The sequence below is a fragment of the Pseudomonas sp. R1-15 genome (assembly GCF_051132085.1).
In the GTDB taxonomy this organism is placed as follows: domain Bacteria; phylum Pseudomonadota; class Gammaproteobacteria; order Pseudomonadales; family Pseudomonadaceae; genus Aquipseudomonas.
The window spans coordinates 5,597,414-5,617,080 of record NZ_CP071660.1 but is presented as its reverse complement, the minus strand read 5'-3'; the positions used below and the strand labels follow the sequence as shown (position 1 = coordinate 5,617,080).

At 62.5% G+C, this 19,667-nt stretch carries 14 protein-coding genes; 4 read left to right on the top strand and 10 right to left on the bottom strand.

Annotation, left to right across the window (positions count from 1 at the left end):
• Positions 1-292 precede the first annotated feature (292 nt).
• Entirely contained in the window at positions 293-961 is a 669-nt protein-coding gene (locus J3P97_RS25375; RefSeq protein WP_434673006.1) for a polysaccharide lyase family 7 protein, read from the bottom strand.
• A gap of 323 nt (positions 962-1,284) precedes the next feature.
• On the opposite strand from J3P97_RS25375, the gene J3P97_RS25370 reads away from it, so the two are divergent.
• Genes J3P97_RS25370 through J3P97_RS25360 form a run of 3 tightly spaced genes read left to right on the top strand, consistent with a single transcriptional unit; the run spans position 1,285 to position 4,255 of the window.
• The gene (locus tag J3P97_RS25370) at positions 1,285-3,408 is read left to right on the top strand and encodes a putative bifunctional diguanylate cyclase/phosphodiesterase (RefSeq protein ID WP_434571255.1); all 2,124 of its coding nucleotides are present in this window, start codon (positions 1,285-1,287) and stop codon (positions 3,406-3,408) included.
• 42 nt (positions 3,409-3,450) lie between these two features.
• On the top strand, positions 3,451-3,954 hold the full coding sequence (locus J3P97_RS25365) for a M48 metallopeptidase family protein (RefSeq protein ID WP_434571257.1): 504 nt from the start codon (positions 3,451-3,453) through the stop codon (positions 3,952-3,954).
• Positions 3,955-3,958: 4 nt separating this feature from the next.
• Positions 3,959-4,255 carry a winged helix-turn-helix domain-containing protein gene (locus J3P97_RS25360; RefSeq protein WP_434602090.1) on the top strand — a complete coding sequence of 99 codons (297 nt, stop codon included), beginning with the start codon at positions 3,959-3,961 and terminating at the stop codon, positions 4,253-4,255.
• A gap of 122 nt (positions 4,256-4,377) precedes the next feature.
• Here J3P97_RS25360 and J3P97_RS25355 read toward each other — a convergent pair whose 3' ends face one another.
• The gene (locus J3P97_RS25355; protein WP_434571261.1) at positions 4,378-4,830 is read right to left on the bottom strand and encodes a GNAT family N-acetyltransferase; all 453 of its coding nucleotides are present in this window, start codon (positions 4,828-4,830) and stop codon (positions 4,378-4,380) included.
• Between the two features lie 260 nt (positions 4,831-5,090).
• On the opposite strand from J3P97_RS25355, the gene J3P97_RS25350 reads away from it, so the two are divergent.
• Positions 5,091-5,828, top strand: coding sequence for a substrate-binding periplasmic protein (locus tag J3P97_RS25350; protein ID WP_434673005.1), 738 nt, complete (start codon positions 5,091-5,093; stop codon positions 5,826-5,828).
• 114 nt (positions 5,829-5,942) lie between these two features.
• Here the strand turns inward: J3P97_RS25350 and yccS are convergent, their stop codons facing one another.
• The 8 genes from yccS to betB form a co-directional block, all read right to left on the bottom strand.
• On the bottom strand, positions 5,943-8,126 hold the full coding sequence (gene yccS / locus J3P97_RS25345; protein ID WP_434673004.1) for a YccS family putative transporter: 2,184 nt from the start codon (positions 8,124-8,126) through the stop codon (positions 5,943-5,945).
• Between the two features lie 272 nt (positions 8,127-8,398).
• Positions 8,399-9,577 (bottom strand): NAD(P)/FAD-dependent oxidoreductase, encoded by a 1,179-nt coding sequence (locus tag J3P97_RS25340; protein WP_434571267.1) that lies wholly within the window; start codon positions 9,575-9,577, stop codon positions 8,399-8,401.
• A 183-nt stretch (positions 9,578-9,760) separates the two neighbouring features.
• Complete coding sequence (dbpA, locus tag J3P97_RS25335) at positions 9,761-11,098, bottom strand: ATP-dependent RNA helicase DbpA (RefSeq protein ID WP_434574072.1); 1,338 nt, start codon at positions 11,096-11,098, stop codon at positions 9,761-9,763.
• 304 nt (positions 11,099-11,402) lie between these two features.
• Complete coding sequence (mdtD, locus tag J3P97_RS25330; protein ID WP_434602087.1) at positions 11,403-12,830, bottom strand: multidrug transporter subunit MdtD; 1,428 nt, start codon at positions 12,828-12,830, stop codon at positions 11,403-11,405.
• Positions 12,831-13,022: 192 nt separating this feature from the next.
• Positions 13,023-14,360 (bottom strand): TldD/PmbA family protein, encoded by a 1,338-nt coding sequence (locus J3P97_RS25325; RefSeq protein WP_434673003.1) that lies wholly within the window; start codon positions 14,358-14,360, stop codon positions 13,023-13,025.
• Positions 14,360-15,802: a TldD/PmbA family protein gene (locus J3P97_RS25320; protein ID WP_434673002.1), complete on the bottom strand. Its 1,443-nt coding sequence runs from the start codon at positions 15,800-15,802 to the stop codon at positions 14,360-14,362. The genes J3P97_RS25325 and J3P97_RS25320 overlap by 1 nt, the downstream gene beginning before the upstream one ends.
• Positions 15,803-16,205: 403 nt before the next feature.
• Positions 16,206-17,909 (bottom strand): choline dehydrogenase, encoded by a 1,704-nt coding sequence (gene betA, locus J3P97_RS25315; RefSeq protein WP_434673001.1) that lies wholly within the window; start codon positions 17,907-17,909, stop codon positions 16,206-16,208.
• Positions 17,910-18,126: 217 nt separating this feature from the next.
• Positions 18,127-19,599, bottom strand: a complete 1,473-nt coding sequence (gene betB, locus J3P97_RS25310) for a betaine-aldehyde dehydrogenase (RefSeq protein ID WP_434571277.1) — start codon at positions 19,597-19,599, stop codon at positions 18,127-18,129.
• Positions 19,600-19,667 lie beyond the last annotated feature (68 nt).

Below are 19,667 nucleotides of genomic sequence, written 5' to 3'. Positions count from 1 at the left end.
TGAGAAGAAGAAATGATTTACGCCACAGCCGGAGGCTCTAAGACGCGCTTTCTGCGGACGCCGGCAGGAATGCGGACAAACATTCGGCACGTTCGTACGGCGGAGGTTTGGCGTCAGCAGTCCGTCAGAGTAGGGATTGGCGATTTTGTGCCGCAGATAATTGACCGTTGGTCGGTAGCGTCAAAATTTTATTGAACGATGGCTTTTTGGCGGTGCCATTGCGACGTCGATCGAAGGGGAGCGAGTCGGTTGCGGGCAAGCAGCGATCCATGCTGCTGCTCGGGGGGAAACCTTAGAGGTTGTGATCGATATCGAGCAGGCTGAACGTGGCTTTTGCGCCTTCGGTGGCGTAGCCAGCGTTGTCCTGCACGTAGACGCCAGCCTTGAAGTACAACGGTTTGGTGCTCCAGGTGTTGCTGACGGTGGCACTCCACTGATAGCCGGCGCCGTTGATGGTCAAGAGGCCTGCACGGTTGAGGTGGATCAGGTACGAGAACGGCTGGTTGAGCTTGATGCCGGTGGCGATGGTGATGACCTGGCCCGTGGCGTCGTCGGGACGCATGCGCACCTTGGCGACGATGTTGCCGGTGGAGCTGTAGATCTTGTACTGGTATTCCAGCTTCACCATGGGGCTGGTGCTGTCCTTGGTGTGGATCTGGCCAATCACCAGCTTGCCGGTGCTGGGCACCTGGCCGACGGTCAACGTGGCGGCCAGCTTGTTATCCGCAGCCGGGTACAACCAATTGCGCAAGGTGCCGTCGCTGTTGGTTTCGCGCAGCTCGCTGCGAGGGTAAATGGCGTTGGCCGTCGTGGCGCCCGTGACGGGGACCCAGAAAAACACGGTGCCGGTTTCCGAGTTGAAATACTGGTTCTTGAAGCCTTGTACCAGTTGCGAAGTCTGGATGGTCGCCGGTGGTGCGCCTTCAGGAATGCTCAGGTTCCAGGTTGCGAGATCGATCATGTCGTGTGTCCTGCGTATCGGATGTAAAAGGGTGTACGCCGTGTCGGGAGGCTTTGAACCGCCCTTTTGAGCGTCTCGAAACGCTGGGTGGGGCTTTTGTTGTTGACCGCTCGGCGAATGTTTGACGTCAAATGTTCGTCGAGGGGGTCATTGCAGTTTCTGTGCCTGAGCAGGGTGACCGTTAGTCGGCTATTTCGGGCTTTGTCTGGATGATGGCGTCATGACACCTACTGCTTTTCAAAATCCCGGTCTAGAGTGAGATCACTGTATGTTGTCCGTTTTCCCACGTAGGACGGACATGGCGTCCCGATAAGAGAAGCAGCATGGAATGCGCGCAACCCCCGTTTGGCGAAGACAGCTCCGTCCTTTTGATTGTTGATGACTACCCTGAAAACCTGCTCAGCATGCGAGCGTTGTTGCAGCGTCAGGATTGGCAGGTCATGACCGCGTCCTCGGGTGTCGAGGCTCTCAACCTGCTACTCGAACATGACATCGACCTGGTGCTGCTGGATGTGCAGATGCCGGACATGGACGGCTTCGAAGTGGCGCGTCTGATGCGTGGCAGCCAGCGCACGCGGCTCACGCCGATCATCTTCCTGACCGCCAACGAGCAGTCCCAGGACGCGGTGATCAAGGGTTACGCCAGCGGCGCGGTGGATTACCTGTTCAAACCGTTCGACCCGCAGATTCTCAAGCCCAAGGTCCACGCGCTACTCGAACACCAGCGCAATCGCCGGGCCTTGCAGCGTTTGAGCCAGGACCTGGAGGCAGCCAGGGCCTTTAATGCCTCGGTGCTGGATAACGCCGCCGAAGGCATCCTGGTGGTGGATGAAGGCGGTTTCATTCGTTTTGCCAACCCTTCGACGTGCCGCTTGCTCAACGCCACTGCGGACCGATTGCAAGGGATGCCCTTCCTGGATTTCCTGCAGAAACCCCATATTCCCGAGTGGATCGATTCGGATATCCATGCCGCCTATCGACGTGGCGAAACCTGGCGCTTGCACGACGCCGTGCTGCGCACCGCGCCCGGCCAGCAAGTGTCGGTGGCCTTGTCCTGTGCCCCCCTGCCTTCTGAACAAAAGGCCATGGTGGTGACGCTTCAGGACATGTCGGTGGTTCGTCATTTGCACCAGCAGTTGGAGTTCCAGGCCGTCACTGATCCCCTGACCGGTTTGCTCAACCGCAGGGGGTTCTATCAGACCGCCGAAAACCTGCTGATGCGCAGCGAACGGCTGGAAAGCAACTGGGTGCTGTTGTACCTGGACCTCGATGGCTTCAAACGGGTCAATGACTCGCTGGGCCACGATGCCGGCGACCGGGTGTTGCGCTGGGTATCGGAACAGTTGAAGGCCTGCCTGCGCCCGTTCGACATCCTCGCGCGGCTCGGCGGCGATGAGTTCACGGCGCTGCTGGATCTTGAGGTGCCCGAGCAGGCGGCGAAGATTGCCGAGAAACTCATCGAGCGCGTCTCGGTCTGCCAGCAGATCGAAGGCATGGACGTAGCGCTGGGCGCCAGTATTGGCATCGCCACGTACCCGGACTGCGGCTCCAACCTCGACGGGTTGCTTCGCGCGTCCGACATCGCCATGTACGAGGCCAAGCGCGCCGGCCGCCAGCAGTATCGTTTCTACGATCACGAAATGAACGGCCGAGCCCGTTCACGGCTGATGCTTGAAGAAAGCGTACGTTCGGCCATCGAAAATCGCGACTTCAATATGGTCTATCAACCACAGGTCAGCATCCTCGACGGACGGACCCGAGGGTTCGAGGCGCTGCTGCGCTGGCAGCACCCCAGCGTCGGGGACGTACCGCCGGGCTTGTTCCTGCCGTTGCTGGAGGAGGCTCGGTTGATCAGTCGGCTGGGCAGCTGGATTTACCATCGCAGTGCGTCCCAGCGCAAAGTCTGGGAGCGGATGTTTCCCGACGATCTGGTGTTGGGCGTGAGCCTGAGCAGTACCCAGTTCGGCATGCCCAACCTGGTGACCGAGTTGCGCCAGGTCCTGGATCGCCATGCGTTGAAGCCGCGGCAGCTGGAGGTCGAGATCACCGAAGACGCGCTGATGCGCAACCCCGACGAAACCCATAAGCAATTGCGCCTGCTGCGCCACCTGGGCGTGCGAGTGGCGCTGGACGACTTCGGTTCGGGGCCTTGCTCGCTGGCGCATCTGCGTGATCTCGAACTCGATACGCTCAAGCTTGATCGGCACTTGATCGCCCGCTTGCCGGACTCGCCCAGGGACGCTGCGCTGGCCGCCTCGGTGATCGACCTGTGCAAGCAATTGGGCTTGCGAGTGATCGCCGAGGGGGTCGAGACGCCGCAGCAGTATCACTGGCTCAAGGCCCATGGCTGTGAATATGTGCAAGGCTTCCTCGTGGCGCGGCCCTTGATGGCCGAGGACACAGATGCTTTCGCGCGACCATTCGACTGGAGCGCGGTGCCGGCCTGAATTCGCTACACTGGCGGCCTCCAGTGACTGTGTTGCCGTCCGATGACCGTGCTCAAATACCTCCAGGCGTACCCCGCCGCGCTGCAAGCCCAGGTGCAGCAACTGATTGCCGAGGATCGATTGGGCGATTACCTGCAACAACGCTATCCCGGCCGCCATCCGATCCAGAGCGACAAGGCGTTGTACGGCTATGCGCTGGATCTCAAGCAGCGCTACCTGCGTAACGCGCCGGCCATCGACAAAGTACTGTTCGACAACCGCCTCGACCTGACCCATCGCGCGCTTGGGCTGCATACGGCGGTGTCACGGGTACAGGGCGGCAAGCTCAAGGCCAAGAAAGAAATCCGCATTGCTTCGTTGTTCAAGGACGCAGCGCCCCAGTTTCTGGAAATGATCGTGGTGCACGAGTTGGCCCACTTCAAGGAGTCGGACCACAACAAGGCTTTCTACCAGCTGTGCGAGCACATGCTGCCGGGCTACCACCAGCTGGAATTCGACCTGCGGGTGTACCTGACCTGGCGGGACCTGCAACAAGACAAGGGATGAGCGAATGGACGTCAGCAAGACCAAGAGCAGCTTCTATCGTCGACTGTACGTGGCTTACCTGATCGACAGCGGCCTGGCCAGCAACATTCCCGCGCTCACCGAAGTTACCGGCATGCCTCGGCGCACCGCCCAGGATACCGTCGTGGCGCTGGCGGACCTGGACATCCTCTGTGAATTCGAGCAGCAGGAGGGCGCGCGCAACCATGCCGGGCGGTATCGGATTCGCGATTGGGGGGCGATTGATCGGCGGTGGATCGAACAGAATCTGCAGCGGATCAAGGCGGTGCTTGAGTACCCCTGAATTGTTGGTGCCTGGGCTGGCCTCATCGCGAGCAAGCTCGCTCCCACAGAGGCCTTATGTGGACAGAAGATTGGGCCCCACCTGGGCCCCCTGTGGGAGCGAGCTTGCTCGCGATGGCGGCTTCAGGGACGATGCATGCCAATGTGCGGAATCCCATCCTCAAGATATTCCACACCCACCACTTCAAACCCGTATCGCCCGTAATACCCCTGCAGATGCGCCTGGGCCGACAATGAGATCGATACGCCGGGCCAGTGCTTTTCGGCCTGCTTCAAGGCTTGTTCCATCAGTGTATGCCCCAGCCCTTGCCCTCGCGCCTCGGGGGCGATGACCACGCGGCCGATCACCACATCGCTGTTTCGCGAATGCGGATCGAGCAAACGAAGGTAAGCGACCAGGTGGTTGTCCTGCCAGGCCATCAGATGGCAGGTGTCGCCTTCCAGGTCCAGTCCGTCGACGTCCGGGTAGGCGCAGTTCTGTTCGACGACGAAGACCTCGGCGCGCAGTTTCAGGATGGCATATAGCTGTTCCTTGCTCAGGTCAGTGTGATGTTTGCAGACCCAGTCGATATCCATTTTTTGAATTTCCCAGAGAACCTGCTGCCGATATTAGGCGTCCTTGCGTCGGAAGTCTCTTTTCAATCGGTCGAAAAATCTGTGATAAAGACCAAAATGCCATCATCGATTTGTCGCGGTACTGCCTTCTTTATGTAATCTTCAATCCAGCGCTGCGCAGCGGTTTCGATGAGCTAACGTCAGGACCCGGATGCCTTGGGGAGTCCCTTGGGTTTCGGCTAAAAACAAACCGGGCTTTGAACCCGTCAAGGAAGTCAGGCATGCCGCGATTGCATCGAGCTCTTGCTTTGGTCGGGTTGCTGTTGCTGAGCCACAACGCCTGTGCGCAGAAACTGCGTCTGGTCGCCGATGCCTGGCCACCCTTTACCGACTCGACGCTGGTCAATGGCGGCCTTGCGACCGATATCGTCACCACCGCCCTGGCGCGCGCCGGTTATGCCAGTGATTTCGAGCAGGTGCCCTGGGCCCGGGCGATGCTGGGGATCAGCGAAGGGCGGTATGACGTGCTGATCAATGCCTGGTACGCCGAGGAACGCACCCATGTGGGCCATTTCTCGGCCGAGTACCTGCTCAACCGCGTGCGATTTATCAAGCGCAAGGACTCGCCCATCGACTTCGACAACCTGCAGCAGTTGTATGCCTATCCCATCGCCGTGGTTCGTGGCTACGCTTATTCCAAGGCGTTCGATGAGGACGAGAAGATGCAGAAAATCCCTGTGCATAATTTTGCGATGGCCGTGCGCATGCTCGCCGCCGACCGGGTGAAGCTGACGCTGGAAGACGAATACGTCGCCCGTTATTACCTGGCCCGCGAATCCGCCAAGGTGCGCAATGCCGTGGAATTTCTACCCAAGCCGTTGAGTGAAAACAGCCTGCATATCCTGGTCAGCCTGAAGAATCCCGAGCATGAGCAGATCGTCGCCGGGTTTGATCGGGAGATCGCGGCGATGAAGGCGGATGGGAGTTATCAGAAGTTATTGAAGGCGCATGGGATGTGAATCTGCTGTGCGGCTGATGGCCCCTTCGCGAGCAGGCTCGCTCCCACACTGAAAATGCCTGCCCCTGTGGGAGCGAGCCTGCTCGCGAAGACGATGGCATGGTCACCACAGCACTCAAGCCTCACTGGTGTCCTTGATCAGGTGCGCCGCCAGCGTCCGCAACGGCCCCAATTGCCGGCAGATCAACGCCAGTTGCGTCTGCACCAGCCGCTGGCCTTCGTCGATTTCATCGGGCATCAGCTCAAGCGCACTGGCGAGGTCTTCTTCGTCGTCGCTCTGGATCGCGATCGGCTGTTTGCTCGCCAGGCCCTGGGCAATTTCATCGATGCTGGTCGCCAGCCTTGCTCCGGCGCCGTCGATCAGTTGCTCGCGCACCTCAGTCGGCAGTTCGGTGCCCCGGTGGGCCCCGAGCCCCGACAAGTAACTGAGCAGGGTGTGGGACAGCACCAGGAAGCGGAACCCCACGTCGGCCTCCTTACGGAAATGGCCCGGCTCCATCAGCATGTTCGCCAGTGTCGTGGACAGCGCCGCGTCGGCGTTATGGGCGTTGCGCCGGGCCAGGCGATAGGCCAGGTCGTCGCTTTTGCCCGCGGCGTATTGCTGCATGATCTGGCGCAGGTAGATGCTGTTGCAGGTCAGCGTATTGGCCAGCACCTTGTTCAGCCGCCGGCCCTGCCAGTCTGGCAGGAACAGGAACACCGCCAGCCCGGCGATCAGGCTGCCGAGCAAGGTATCGAACAGCCGTGGCAGCAGCAGCCCGTAGCCGTCGCCGACCTGATTGAAGCAGAACAGCACCATGACGGTGATCGCGGCAGTCGCCAGGGTGTAGCGGGTGGTGCGGTTGGTAAAGAACACCACCCCGGCGGCAATGGCGAAGCATGACTGCACCAGCGGGGTGGGGAACAGGTCGAACAGCGCCCAGGCGACCGTCAGGCCGATGGCGGTGCCGATGATCCGCTGGCCGAGCTTGCGCCGGGTGGCGCCGTAGTTGGGCTGGCAGACGAACAGTGTGGTGAGGATGATCCAGTAGCCCTGGGAGGGGTGGATCAGGTGCACCATCGCGTAGCCCACGCTCAGCGCCAGGGGCAGGCGTAGGGCATGACGGAACAGCAGCGACGTCGGCGTGAGTTGCGTGCGCAGGCGGACCCAGACGTCCTTGAGGTTGCGTGGCGAGCGGTCCAGCAGGCTGCTGTCAGTGGCGTCGGCGAGGGCGTCGGGGTTGCTCGCGTCGCTGAGCAGGCGGTCCATCGTGCCGAGGTTGACCGACAACGCCCGCAGCGAGCGCAACAGGCCGCGCCAGGCCGGGTTGCTCTGGATGCGCAGGTGCTCCAGGGACGCATGCAAATCGTTCAGGGCCTCGGCGAAGCTGTCGTCGTAGACGAACGGCTGGCGCAACTGGATGGACTCGGCCAGTGCCAGGCAAGCCTTGCCTTGCTGGCGCAGCAGGCGCTGGCAGCGGAACAGTACGTCGCTGTGGAAGAACGCTTCGGCCAGGGCGTTATAGGGATAGTGCGAGGAGCTGGCGCGTTCATGGATGTCCTGGGCAAGGAAGTACAGCTTCAGGTAGCGGCTGACTTTCGAGCCCGGCCGGCCATTGCCGACGCGGTGCAGGATGATTTCCTTCGCGCTGTTGAGCGCGGCCACCACCCGGCCATTCTGCTGGGCCAGCTCCAGGCGTCGGGCCTCGATATCCAGATGACGGATCGGCTCCAGCAGCGATGACTTGAGCTTCAGGTAGCGCCCCAGTTCGCGGAACAGCCGCGCCAGGCTCTGCTGCACCGGCTGGTTGGAAAACAGCGCGTGCCACAACACCGAGAGCAGCCCATACCAGGCGGCGCCGGCTACCAGCAACACCGGTTCATGCCAGAAGTCCGTGACCGCGCCGCCGCGCTGGTCCACGCCGATCATGGTGTAGACCGAAAGAATCAGGGTAGCCGAGGCAATCGCGCCATAGCGCTCGCCCAGGGCGCCGAGCATGGTCAGGCCGAAGGCCGCCAGGGCCAGGGCGACGATGAACAGGACGGGGTAGGGAAACAGCAACTCCACCGACAGCGCGGCAACGCTGAAGCACACCAGCGTCACGGCCAACGCGTTGAGACGGCCTTGCCAGCTGTCGTCGGTCTCGGCCAATGCGCTGGCGATGATGCCGAGGAACAGCGGAATCAGCAGCGCCATCTGATTCAAGTACCAACAAAGCACCATGCTGCCGGTCAGGGCGATGAACACCCGCACGCTATAGCTGAATTTATCCAACGCCCAAAGGCGACGCAGAGACTGGCTGAACGAGGTCGATGACATGAAGTGCACGGGCCTGACGGGCAATGACGCTAAATTGAGGCAGTAATGACGCCGATGCAATGGCGACGATCACATCCGGCAGCAAAAAGTGTTCCGGCATGCGAAGAACACCCCCTGTGGCGAGGGAGCTTGCTCCCGCTGGGCTGCGAAGCGGCCCCTTCCCCAAGCGTTGCATTAATTCAGACCGAGTGCGATGGCTGTTTTGCGACTGCTGCGCAGTCGAGCGGGAGCAAGCTCCCTCGCCACAAAAGCGGGCTCGACCCAGGGTGGTATCAGACGTACTGCGCCGCCGCATACCCCGAAGCCCAGGCCCATTGGAAGTTGAAGCCGCCCAGGTGACCGGTGACGTCGAGCACTTCGCCAATGAAATACAGCCCCGGGCTCTTCAGCGACTCCATGGTCTTGGAAGAAACTTCCCGAGTGTCGACGCCGCCTAGGGTCACTTCGGCGGTGCGGTAGCCTTCGGTGCCGGCGGGGACGATGTTCCAGCTCGCCAGCTTCTCGGCGATGTCCGCGAGTTCCGCGTGAGTGTATTGCTTCATCGGCTTGGAGACGAACCAGGTGTCGGCCAGCAGGTTGGCCATTTTCTTGGTGAACAACTCGCCCAACAGGGTCTTGAGTTCGCTGTTCGGGCGTTCGGCCTGTTGCTGTTGCAGCCACTGCGGCACGTCGTGGTCGGGCAGCAGGTTGATCTGCACCGTGTCGCCCGGCTCCCAGAACGACGAGATCTGCAAGATCGCCGGACCGCTCAAACCGCGATGGGTGAACAGGATGTTCTCGCGAAAACTCTGCTCGTTGCAGCTCACCAGACAGTCCACCGACGTGCCCGACAGTTCGGTGCACAGGCTCTTTAACTGATCGGTGATGGTGAACGGCACCAGTCCAGCCCGGGTCGGCAGCAGCTGGTGGCCGAATTGCCTGGCCACCTGATAGCCGAAGCCAGTCGCGCCCAGGGTCGGGATCGACAGCCCGCCCGTGGCGATCACCAGGGATTGGCAAGCGATGGGCCCGAGGGTGGTTTGCAGCAGGTAGCCGTCGGCGGTCTTCTCGATCTGCTCGATCGAGGTGTCCAGGTGCAGGTCGACGCCGGCCTGGTCACACTCATCCAGCAGCAGGCCGAGGATGTCGCTGGATTTGTTATCGCAGAACAACTGGCCGAGTTTTTTCTCGTGATAGGGCACGCCGTGCTTGGCCACCAGCGCGATGAAATCCCATTGGGTATAGCGAGCCAGGGCCGACTTGCAGAAGTGCGGGTTTTGCGAGAGGAAGTTGCCCGGTTCGGTGTACATGTTGGTGAAGTTGCAGCGTCCACCGCCCGACATGAGGATTTTCTTGCCGGCCTTGTTGGCGTGGTCCAGCAACATCACCTGCCGCCCGCGCCCGGCGGCGGTCAGCGCGCACATCAACCCCGCGGCGCCAGCGCCAATGATCACGACTTCGGTAGAGCGCAAAACGGTGTCCTCACATTCAGATGAGTATGGAGCTTTTTTGGCGAGGGAGCTTGCTCCCGCTGGGCTGCGAGCAGCCCCCGAACTGACGACACGGTGCATCTGGAAGATCGCATCGCCTGGATTACGACTGCTGCGCAGCCGAGCGGGAGCAAGCTCCCTCGCCACAGGGTGAATGAACGGCAATCAGAGGATCCGCACCCGCAACGAGCGTCCCTTGATCTTGCCATCGTTCAGGCGCTGCAAGGCCTGTTTGGCGATACCGCGCTCCACTGCCACATAGGCCTGGAAATCGAAAATCGCGATCTTGCCCACCTGCGCGCCAGGGATGCCGGCCTCGCCGGTCAGGGCGCCGAGGATGTCGCCGGGGCGCACCTTGTCCTTGCGTCCGGCACCGATGCACAGCGTGCTCATGGCCGGCAGCAGCGGGCCGCCGCCCTGGGGCTTGAGGTTGTCCAACTGGTCCCAGCTCAACGGCGACTTCTGCAGTTGCTCGATGGCCTGGGCGCGGTGGGCTTCGGACGGCGCCACCAGGCTGATGGCGATGCCTTTCTCCCCGGCGCGCCCGGTGCGGCCGACGCGGTGGATATGAATCTCCGAGTCCCGGGCCAGCTCGACGTTGATCACCATGTCCAGCGCATCGATATCCAGGCCACGGGCCGCCACGTCGGTGGCGACCAATACCGAGGTGCTGCGGTTGGCGAACATCGCCAGGACCTGGTCGCGGTCGCGCTGCTCCAGGTCACCGTGCAGGCCGACGGCTGAGATGCCCTTGGACGTCAGGTGATCGACGGTTTCCTGGACCTGCTGCTTGGTGAAGCAGAACGCCACGCAGGAGGCCGGGCGGAAATGCGCCAGCACCTTGACCACCGCGTCCATGCGCTCCTCGGGGGAGATCTCGTAGAAGCGCTGCTCGATCTGGGAGTCGGAGTGCAGCGCCTCGGCCTTGACCTGCTGCGGATTGCGCATGAACTTGGACGACAGTTGCTTGATGCCCACCGGGTAAGTGGCCGAGAACAGCAGCGTCTGGCGGCGTTCCGGGGTCTGCTGGATGATGTCTTCGATGGCGTCGTAGAAACCCATGTCGAGCATGCGGTCGGCTTCGTCGAGGATCAGCGTGTTGAGGCCGTCGAGCACCAGCGAACCCTTGCGCAGGTGCTGCTGGATGCGCCCCGGCGTGCCGACGATGATGTGGGCGCCGTGTTCGAGGGAGGCGATCTGCGGGCCGAAGGACACGCCGCCGCACAGGGTCAGGACCTTGATGTTGTCTTCGGCGCGGGCCAGCCGGCGGATTTCCTTGGCGACCTGGTCGGCCAGCTCACGGGTCGGGCACATCACCAAGGCCTGACAGCCAAAGAAGCGCGGGTTGATCGGGTTCAGCAGGCCGATGCCAAAGGCCGCGGTCTTGCCGCTGCCGGTCTTGGCCTGTGCGATCAGGTCCATGCCCTTGAGGATCACCGGCAAGCTTTGCGCCTGGATCGGCGTCATCTGGGCATAACCGAGTGATTCGAGGTTAGCCAGCATGGCGGCGGACAGCGGCAAAGTATTAAAAGCGGTGGCAATGGTGGTCACGGGACTGGCCTGCAAAACAAAATGTCGCGCAGTGTAGCAGCCTCGTGCCACTTTCTTCGAAAGTTCTGGACGAGCTGTGGCGCAGCTCCGAAGCGGGAAGATTCCCCTGTGGCGAGGGAGCTTGCTCCCACTGGGGTGCGAAGCGCCCCCAAAACCGGCCAACACGGTGCGCCTGAAGTATCGCGTCGTCTGGATTGCGTCTGCTGCGCAGCCGAGCGGGAGCAAGCTCCCTCGCCACAACAGCCCTATCGCCACATTAGTGCTCGATATGCTCATCCGGCCGCTTCACCCGACGTCCGTCCTGCTTGGACAACTGGGAAAAAATCGTCGCCGCCAGCATCGCCATGATGCCCACGGTCACGAAGGTCAACTGGAACGCGCCCAGCACCGTGTCCACGCCGTCATTGCCGACTTGGGCGGTAAAGCCGCCGAGGAGGGCGCCGGCGCAGGCCACGCCGAGGCTCAGGGACAGTTGCGCGACCACCGACAGCAAGCTGTTGCCGCTGCTGGCGCTGGCGTCGTCCAGGTCGATCAGGGTCACGGTGTTCATCGCGGTGAATTGCAGCGAATTGATCGCCCCCAGCACCGCCAGATGCGCCAGCAGCAGCCAGTACGGGGTCTGCTCGCTGACCAGGCCCATGCTCGCCAGCATCACGCCCAGGGCCAGGGTGTTGGCAGTGAGGACGATGCGATAGCCGAAGCGTTCGATCAACGGCCGGGCCACGGATTTGGCGACCATCGCCGCCGCCGCCAGGGGCAGCATGCTCATGCCAGCCTGGGAAGGCGAATAGCCCAGCGCCACTTGCAGCAGCAACGGCACCAGGAACGGCAACGCGCCGCTGCCCAGGCGTGCGAACAGGTTGCCGAGGATGCCGACGGCAAACGTCCGGGTCTTGAACAGTGACGGCGGGAACAGCGCATTCTCGACGTGCCCGGCCCGTAGCCAATAGGCCGCGAGGCAGGCCATGCCGCCGAACAGCAGCAACATCACGCGCAGGTGCGGAAGATGCAGTTCACCCAGGCCTTCCATGGCGATGGTGATCAATACCATAGCGGCGCCAAACAGCAGGAACCCCAGCCCATCGAACCGCGTGCGCTCGCTGCCGCGCAGGTCCGGAATGAATTTCCAGACGGCATAGCAGCCGATTACCCCCACCGGCAGGTTGATGATGAAAATCCAGTGCCACGTCAGGTACTCAACCATCCAGCCACCCATGGTCGGGCCGATCAGCGGGCCGAGCAGGCCGGGGATGGTGATGAAACCCATGATCCGCACCAGCTCCGAACGCGGGTACGCCCGTAGAACTACCAGCCTGCCCACCGGCAGCATCAGCGCGCCACCCAGGCCCTGGACGACCCGGGCGCCGATCAGCATGCTCAACGAATTGGACAAGGCGCACAGCAACGAGCCGAAGCTGAACAGCAGGATCGCGCCGAAGAAAATCTTCTTGGTGCCAAAGCGGTCGGCGATCCAGCCCGAGGCCGGGATCAGCAGGGCCACCGTGAGCATGTAGGCGATGATCACGCCTTGCATGCGCAGCGGGTTCTCCGCCAGGTCGCTGGCCATGGCAGGCAGGGCGGTGTTGAGGATGGTCCCGTCCAGGGACTGCATGAAGAAAGCGATTGCCACGACCCACGGAAGCCAGCGGGCGGTGACGGCGTCGAGCGGGGCGCGGTTGGGCATGGGACCTCTTGTGTGAAAAAGTGAACAATTTCCTGTGGCGAAACGCTTTTGTGGCGAGGGAGCTTGCTCCCGCTGGGGTGCGGAGTACCCCCAAGCCGGTGAGCACGGCGTGCCTGAAATATCGCGCCGCCTGGGCTGCGACTGCTTCGCAGCCGAGCGGGAGCAAGCTCCCTCGCCACGGGGAACTACGAGTTATAGCGTCAGCGTGAGCCTCTTCACCAACGCCCCCGGCAGCAGCATCGAAGCCGTGGCCCGCTGGCTGTAGGTACTGGCCGAAAGCAGAAGTTCCCGCTCCCGGGTCAGGCCTTCGAGTTGCGAGCCGAGCAGGCTGTAGACGCTGTCGTCGAAACGCATGGTGCTCACCGGCGCCTGGATCTGGCCATCCTCGACCCAGAACGTGGCGAAACGGGTCATGCCGGTCAGGCGTGCCGCCGGTTGGTCCGAGTAGTTCAGGTACCAGAGGTTGCTGATGTACAAGCCGGTGCCGAGTTCTTCGAGAACGTGCCTTAGCGCCAGATGACCCTCTTTCATCTCCAGCGCGGTAGGGTATTCATAGCTGCTGGCGCCGTTGGCGGTAAGACCGTATTCGGCGGCGCTGCGGGAATTGACCAGCCGTGCGTTGGCCGTGCCCTTGGCGATGAGCCCCAGGTCATCGCGAGGATAACCTTCGTCGGAAAATGCCGGGCTCAGGGAGCCGCTGACCTGCTCCGTCAACCAGACGTTGGGGCTGAAGTGGGCTTCGCCGGCGTAGAACTTCTGCAGCGGGCTTTGCTTGCTGGCGATTGCACGGGCCGAGAACCCGCCCCAACTGAGCATGCCCATGATTTCTTCCAGCGCGGCGGGCGCCAGGTAGGCGCGGTATTCACCGGGCGGCAGCGTGCGCAGTGGTCGGCCGAGAAATTGCAGCTGTTCGCGGGCCTGTTCGAAACGTTCGGCGAACCCTTCGCTGCTCCAGGCGTGGCCTGCATAACTCGCTTTCACGGCCTGGCCGTTCTCATGGAACAAGCTGAAGTCGAAATTGAAACTGTTGGCCTGATGCCAGCCGAAGGCACCCGAGGAACTGGCGAAGCCCCGGCTGATCGGCCCGGCCGCATAGAACCCCACCAGGTCCAGGCCTTCTGCGGCGCGGGTGATTTCGCCGACCGCCTGCTCCGTCTCAGGCAATGGGTGAACCAGCACATTGTTGCTCTGCCAGTGGTTGTGGTTGAGCAGCAGGTAGGGATCGGCGGGCAGCAACGGCAACGTCTCGCGCAACTGTTGCAACCCTTCGCTCAGGCGTTGCAGATCGGTCTGGGTGTCGCCGGACAAGGTGATCTGCAAGTCGGCATGGCGGCCGTCGTTGATCAGTTTGAGGTTGATATTGGCCTGTTGGACCTGCCCGGCCTGGCGAACCTTGCCGTGGTTGAAGCGCACGAAAGCCGAAGACTCGGCGGCATAGCCGAGGGTGAACTGTTCGGGCTCACGCAAGGCATTGCGCAGCCAATCGACCAACGCCTTGAACGCCCCGGCCTCATTTGTGACGGTGCTCATCAGGCATCTCCCCCAAATACGTCAACGTTGCTGAACACGCAGGCCGGCGAAGCATGGCCGACGCGGATGACCTGGTTCGGCTCACCCTTGCCACAGTTCGGCGTGCCGAGGACCTGGGAAGTGCTGGCGTCGCCTACGGCCCTCAAGCTTTTCCAGAACTGCGCGGAAATGCCCCGGTAGTTGGGATTTTTCACCACGCCCTTGAGCTCGCCGTCTTCGATCAACTGGCCCCATTCGCAGCCAAACTGGAACTTGTTACGGGCGTCATCGATGGACCAGGAGCGGTTGGTGCGCATCAGCACGCCGTGCTCGATGCCTTGGATCAGTTGCTCCAGGGGTTGGTCGCCGGGCTCGATGTTCAGGTTCGCCATGCGGTCGATGGGCGGACGATTCCAACTGCAGGCGCGGCTGTTGGCGACCCCGTCGAGGCCGGCGCGGAACTGCGACAGCGCACCGCCCAGGGGACGCAGCAGCAAGCCTTCGCGGATCAGGAACTGTTTGCTGGCAGCACTGCCGTCGTCGTCATGGCTGTAGCTGGCCAGTTCTTCCGGGATGTCCGGGTCGAACGTCACGTTCAGCAGGTTGGAACCGTATTGCAGCTGCCCGAAATCACTGGTCTTGACGAAACTGGTGCCGGCGTAATTGCGCTCGTCGCCGAGGATGCGGTCCAGTTCCAGCGGGTGACCGATGGATTCGTGGATCTGCAGCATCATCTGGTCTGGCATCAGCAACAGGTCCCGCCGGCCTTGCGGGGTGTTTGGCGCCATCAGCAATTGCAGGGCCTGGTCGGCGATCTTCGGCCCGGCACCGATCAGGCCGCAGCGGTTGATCACATCGAAGCCGCCCTGCTGACCGAAGTTCTCGCGGCCCAGGGTGCGCGTCTGGCTGTCGTGCCCGTCGAAGGCGGTGACGTCCAGGGCCGGGTAGATGAAGCGCTGGGCCTGGCGCAGTTCGGCACCGGCGCTGTTGAGGTAGATCTGCTCGACCTGGGTCAGGCCGATACTGGCCTGCCAGTTCACCAGCCGTTCATCCGCAGGGACCGCTGCCGATTCGTCGCCGAGCAGTTGGTAGCAATCGCTCAGTGGAGGGAACGCCTGGTCGAAATGCGGTGAGAAATAATCGGCGCGGTCGCTGGAGACCGGCTGCTCGCGCAAGTCGAGCAAAGCGTGGGGCTTGAGCCGGCGGGCCTGTTGCTCGGCGCGTTCGAGCGCTGCTTGCAGGCCGGCCTGGGATAAATCGTTGGTGGCCGCATAGGTTTCGACGCCATTGACCCGCACGGTAAGCATCGCACCTTCGTCGCGGCTCAGGCTAGGCGGCTCGGCGACATTCTTGCGCACCGACAGGTGCTGACCGGACTCGCGCACGTAACGCAGGGAAAAGAATTCAGCGCCCGTGCGCAATGCAGCAAACCGCTGCTTGAGCCGGGGATGGAAATCGAACATGAAACCTCCTTGTCTGGAGTGACGATGCAGCGAGGTGCGGCGCGTTGACGCGGGCGGCTCTAGAGTAGGCCTGGGGTGGGGGAGGGATCAAGGCAGATGGATATTTGCGTTGGCAGGTCGGACGCCATCGTCGGATCGCCGCCCGGAGCAAGCTCGCTCCCACAGGCGACCTGCGATGGAACGGATTTTGAGCCATCACAGATCCAGTGTGGGAGCGAGCTTGCTCGCGAAGACGGCGGCACATCCAACATTGATGCAAACAGACCCACCGCTTTCGCGAGCAGGCTCGCTCCCACAATTGGGATTGTTGGTGGTCACAAAATCTGTGCCCACAATCAAGCTTTGTGGGAGCGAGCTCGCTCCGGGCGGCGACCCGACGAAGGCCGCGCCGCGGTTATGAGTCTTACTGTGCAGCCGTCGCCACTTCACGCAATGATTTGCCGCGCACCGGCGCATCGCCGGCCACGTAGTACGGCGCGGCACTTCGAGGCAGCGGTTTGCGGCCGCGGATCCTGTCGGCGATTTTCTCGGCCATCATGATCGTCGGCGCGTTCAGGTTGCCGGTGGTGATGATCGGCATGATCGAGGCATCGACTACCCGCAGGCCTTGCATGCCATGCACACGGCCTTCGCCATCGACCACCGCCATGTCGTCAGTGCCCATCTTGCACGAGCAGGACGGGTGGAACGCGGTTTCGGCGTGCTCGCGGATGAACTGGTCCAGTTGCTCGTCGGTCTGCACCTCGATGCCCGGGCTGATCTCGCGGCCGCGGAACGGGTCGAGCGCCGGCTGTTGCATGATCTCGCGCGTCAGGCGGATGCCATCGCGAAATTCCTGCCAGTCCTGTTCGGTGGCCATGTAGTTGAAGAGGATGCTCGGGTGCTGGCGCGGGTCCTTGGACTTGGCCTGGATCCGGCCACGGCTCGGCGAACGCATGGAGCCCATGTGCGCCTGGAAGCCGTGCTCCTTCACGCCATTGCTGCCGTTGTAATTGATCGCCACCGGCAAGAAGTGGTACTGGATGTTCGGCCACTCGAAGTCCGGGCGGGTGCGGATGAAACCGCCGGCTTCGAACTGGTTGCTGGCGCCGATGCCGGTGCCGTTGAACAGCCACTCGGCACCGATGGCCGGCTGGTTGTACCAGAGCAGCGACGGGTACAGCGAAACCGGCTGGGTGCAAGCGTATTGCAGGTACAGCTCCAAGTGGTCCTGGAGGTTTTCACCAACGCCCGGCAGGTCGTGGACCACCGGGATGTCGAGGCTTTCGAGCAGTTTTGCCGGACCGACGCCGGAGCGTTGCAGGATCTGCGGCGAAGCGATGGCGCCGGAGCACAGCAGCACTTCCTTGCGGGCCCGGGCCTCGACGCGCTCTTCGGCGGCGCCCACCAGGTAACGCACGCCGACCGCACGCTTGCCTTCGAACAGGATCTTGTCGGTCAGGGCGTGGGTGACGATGGTCAGGGTGGAGCGCTTCTTGGCGATGTCCAGGTAACCGCGCGCGGTACTGGCGCGGCGGCCATTGGGCGTCACGGTACGGTCCATCGGGCCGAAGCCTTCCTGCTGGTAGCCGTTGAGGTCTTCGGTACGCGGGTAACCGGCCTGCACGCCGGCTTCGACCATGGCGTGGAACAGCGGGTTGTTGCCGGGCTTGGGCGTGGTCACGCTGACCGGACCGTCGCCGCCGTGGTAGTCGTTCGGGCCGATGTCGCGGGTTTCGGCTTTACGGAAATACGGCAGGCAGTCGAGGTAGGTCCAGTCTTCCAGGCCTGGCAGCTTGGCCCAGTTGTCATAGTCCAGGGCATTGCCGCGGATGTAGCACATGCCGTTGATCAGCGAAGATCCGCCCAGGCCCTTGCCGCGACCGCATTCCATGCGGCGGCCGTTCATGTGCGGCTCCGGGTCGGTCTCGTAGGCCCAGTTGTAGCGTCGGCCTTGCAGCGGGAACGCCAGGGCGGCGGGCATTTGCGTGCGGAAGTCCAGGCGATAGTCCGGGCCGCCGGCTTCGAGCAGCAGGACGGTGACGCCTTCGTCTTCGGTCAGGCGGGTGGCCAGGGTATTACCGGCCGAGCCGGCACCGATGATGATGTAATCGAATTCTTGGGACATGAAATGCACCCTCTTTTGAATTGGGTTCAGGTCGCGGCTGCCGAGATGCCCTATCTTGCGTGGCGAGGGAGCTTGCTCCCGCTCGGCTGCGCAGCAGTCGCAAACAGGGCGACCGTGTTCTGTCTGGATGACCTTGGGGGCTGAAGTGGGGCCGCTTTGCGGCCCAGCGGGAGCGAGCTCCCTCGCCACAAAAGCCCCACCTAAGGTTCGTGTCAGATCAGAACACCGACGTGTAATCGCCCATTTCGACCTGTACCGATTTGATGCGCGTGTAGTTGGTCAGCGAACTGATGCCATTCTCCCGACCCACGCCCGATTGCTTGTAGCCACCGACCGGCATTTCCGCCGCGGACTCGCCCCAGGCGTTGATCCAGCAGATGCCTGCTTCGAGCTGATGGATCACCCGGTGGGCGCGGTTCAGGTCGCGGGTAACGACGCCGGCGGCCAGGCCGAAGTCAGTATCGTTGGCGCGGCGGATCACTTCTTCTTCGGTGTCGTAAGTGAGGATGCTCATCACCGGACCGAAGATTTCCTCACGCACGATGGTCATGTCATCGGTGCAATCGGTGAACACCGTCGGTGCGACGAATGCGCCCTTGGCGAATTCACCCTCGGTCAGGCGACCGCCGCCACACAACAGGCGCGCGCCTTCGGCCTTGCCCTTCTCGATGTAGCCCAGCACGCTTTCCATGTGGGCGAAGCTCACCAGCGGACCGAAATTGGTGTTTTCGTCTTCCGGGTTGCCGATGCGGATGCGCGCCACGCGTTCGGCGATCTTGGCTTCGAACGCTGCCTTCAGATGGCTCGGCACGAACACGCGGGTGCCGTTGGTGCACACCTGGCCGGAGCTGTAGAAGTTGGCCATCATCGCGGTGTCGGCGGCGCGATCCAGGTCGGCGTCGTCGAAGATGATCAGCGGCGATTTACCGCCCAGCTCCATGGTCACGTCCTTGAGCGAAGAACTCGAAGCGCTGGCCATGACTTTCTTGCCGGTGTCGGTGCCGCCGGTGAAGGAGATTTTCTCGATGCGCGGGTGCTCGGTCAGCCAGGTGCCGACTTCACGACCACTGCCGGTCAGCACGTTGAACACGCCCGCTGGAACACCGGCCTCGGTGTAGATCTCTGCCAGTTTCAAGGTGGTCAGCGAGGTCACTTCGCTGGGTTTGAAGATCATCGCGTTGCCGGCTGCCAGGGCCGGGGCGGACTTCCACAAGGCAATCTGGATCGGGTAGTTCCACGCGCCGATACCGGCCACCACGCCCAGGGGCTCGCGACGGGTATAGATGAACGAAGTGCTGCGCAGCGGAACCTGCTCGCCTTCGATGGCGGGCACCAGGCCGGCGTAATATTCCAGCACGTCGGCACCAGTGACGATGTCGACGTATTTGGTTTCGGAGAAGGATTTGCCGGTGTCCAGGGTTTCCAGGGCGGCCAGTTCATCGTTGCGTTCGCGCAGGATGTCGACGGCGCGGCGCAGGATGCGCGAGCGCTGCATGGCGGTCATCGCGGCCCAGACTTTCTGGCCCTTTTCGGCGCTGACCACGGCGCGCTCGACGTCCTCGAACGTCGCGCGCTGCACCAGGGCGAGAACTTCACCGTTGGCCGGGTTGATGGCTTCGAAAGTGGCGTCGCCGCTGGCATCGCTGTACGCGCCATCGATGTAGAGTTTTTGCAGTTCGAAACGGGCCATAAAGTCCTCGCAAGTGCATGAGTGGTTGGCTGGCCACCGAGCGTGTCGTTTATAGGTGACTACGCGCT

Bases quoted from the DNA above. Each gene is read 5' to 3' on its own strand.
- J3P97_RS25325 (WP_434673003.1), bottom strand. From the start codon at position 14,360: ATGAGCACCGTCACAAATGAGGCCGGGGCGTTCAAGGCGTTGGTCGAT.
- J3P97_RS25375 (WP_434673006.1), bottom strand. From the start codon at position 961: ATGATCGATCTCGCAACCTGGAACCTGAGCATTCCTGAAGGCGCACCA.
- yccS (WP_434673004.1), bottom strand. From the start codon at position 8,126: ATGTCATCGACCTCGTTCAGCCAGTCTCTGCGTCGCCTTTGGGCGTTG.
- dbpA (WP_434574072.1), bottom strand. From the start codon at position 11,098: ATGCTGGCTAACCTCGAATCACTCGGTTATGCCCAGATGACGCCGATC.
- J3P97_RS25355 (WP_434571261.1), bottom strand. From the start codon at position 4,830: ATGGATATCGACTGGGTCTGCAAACATCACACTGACCTGAGCAAGGAA.
- J3P97_RS25370 (WP_434571255.1), top strand. From the start codon at position 1,285: ATGGAATGCGCGCAACCCCCGTTTGGCGAAGACAGCTCCGTCCTTTTG.
- J3P97_RS25320 (WP_434673002.1), bottom strand. From the start codon at position 15,802: ATGTTCGATTTCCATCCCCGGCTCAAGCAGCGGTTTGCTGCATTGCGC.
- betA (WP_434673001.1), bottom strand. From the start codon at position 17,909: ATGTCCCAAGAATTCGATTACATCATCATCGGTGCCGGCTCGGCCGGT.
- mdtD (WP_434602087.1), bottom strand. From the start codon at position 12,830: ATGCCCAACCGCGCCCCGCTCGACGCCGTCACCGCCCGCTGGCTTCCG.
- J3P97_RS25350 (WP_434673005.1), top strand. From the start codon at position 5,091: ATGCCGCGATTGCATCGAGCTCTTGCTTTGGTCGGGTTGCTGTTGCTG.
- J3P97_RS25360 (WP_434602090.1), top strand. From the start codon at position 3,959: ATGGACGTCAGCAAGACCAAGAGCAGCTTCTATCGTCGACTGTACGTG.
- J3P97_RS25365 (WP_434571257.1), top strand. From the start codon at position 3,451: ATGACCGTGCTCAAATACCTCCAGGCGTACCCCGCCGCGCTGCAAGCC.
- betB (WP_434571277.1), bottom strand. From the start codon at position 19,599: ATGGCCCGTTTCGAACTGCAAAAACTCTACATCGATGGCGCGTACAGC.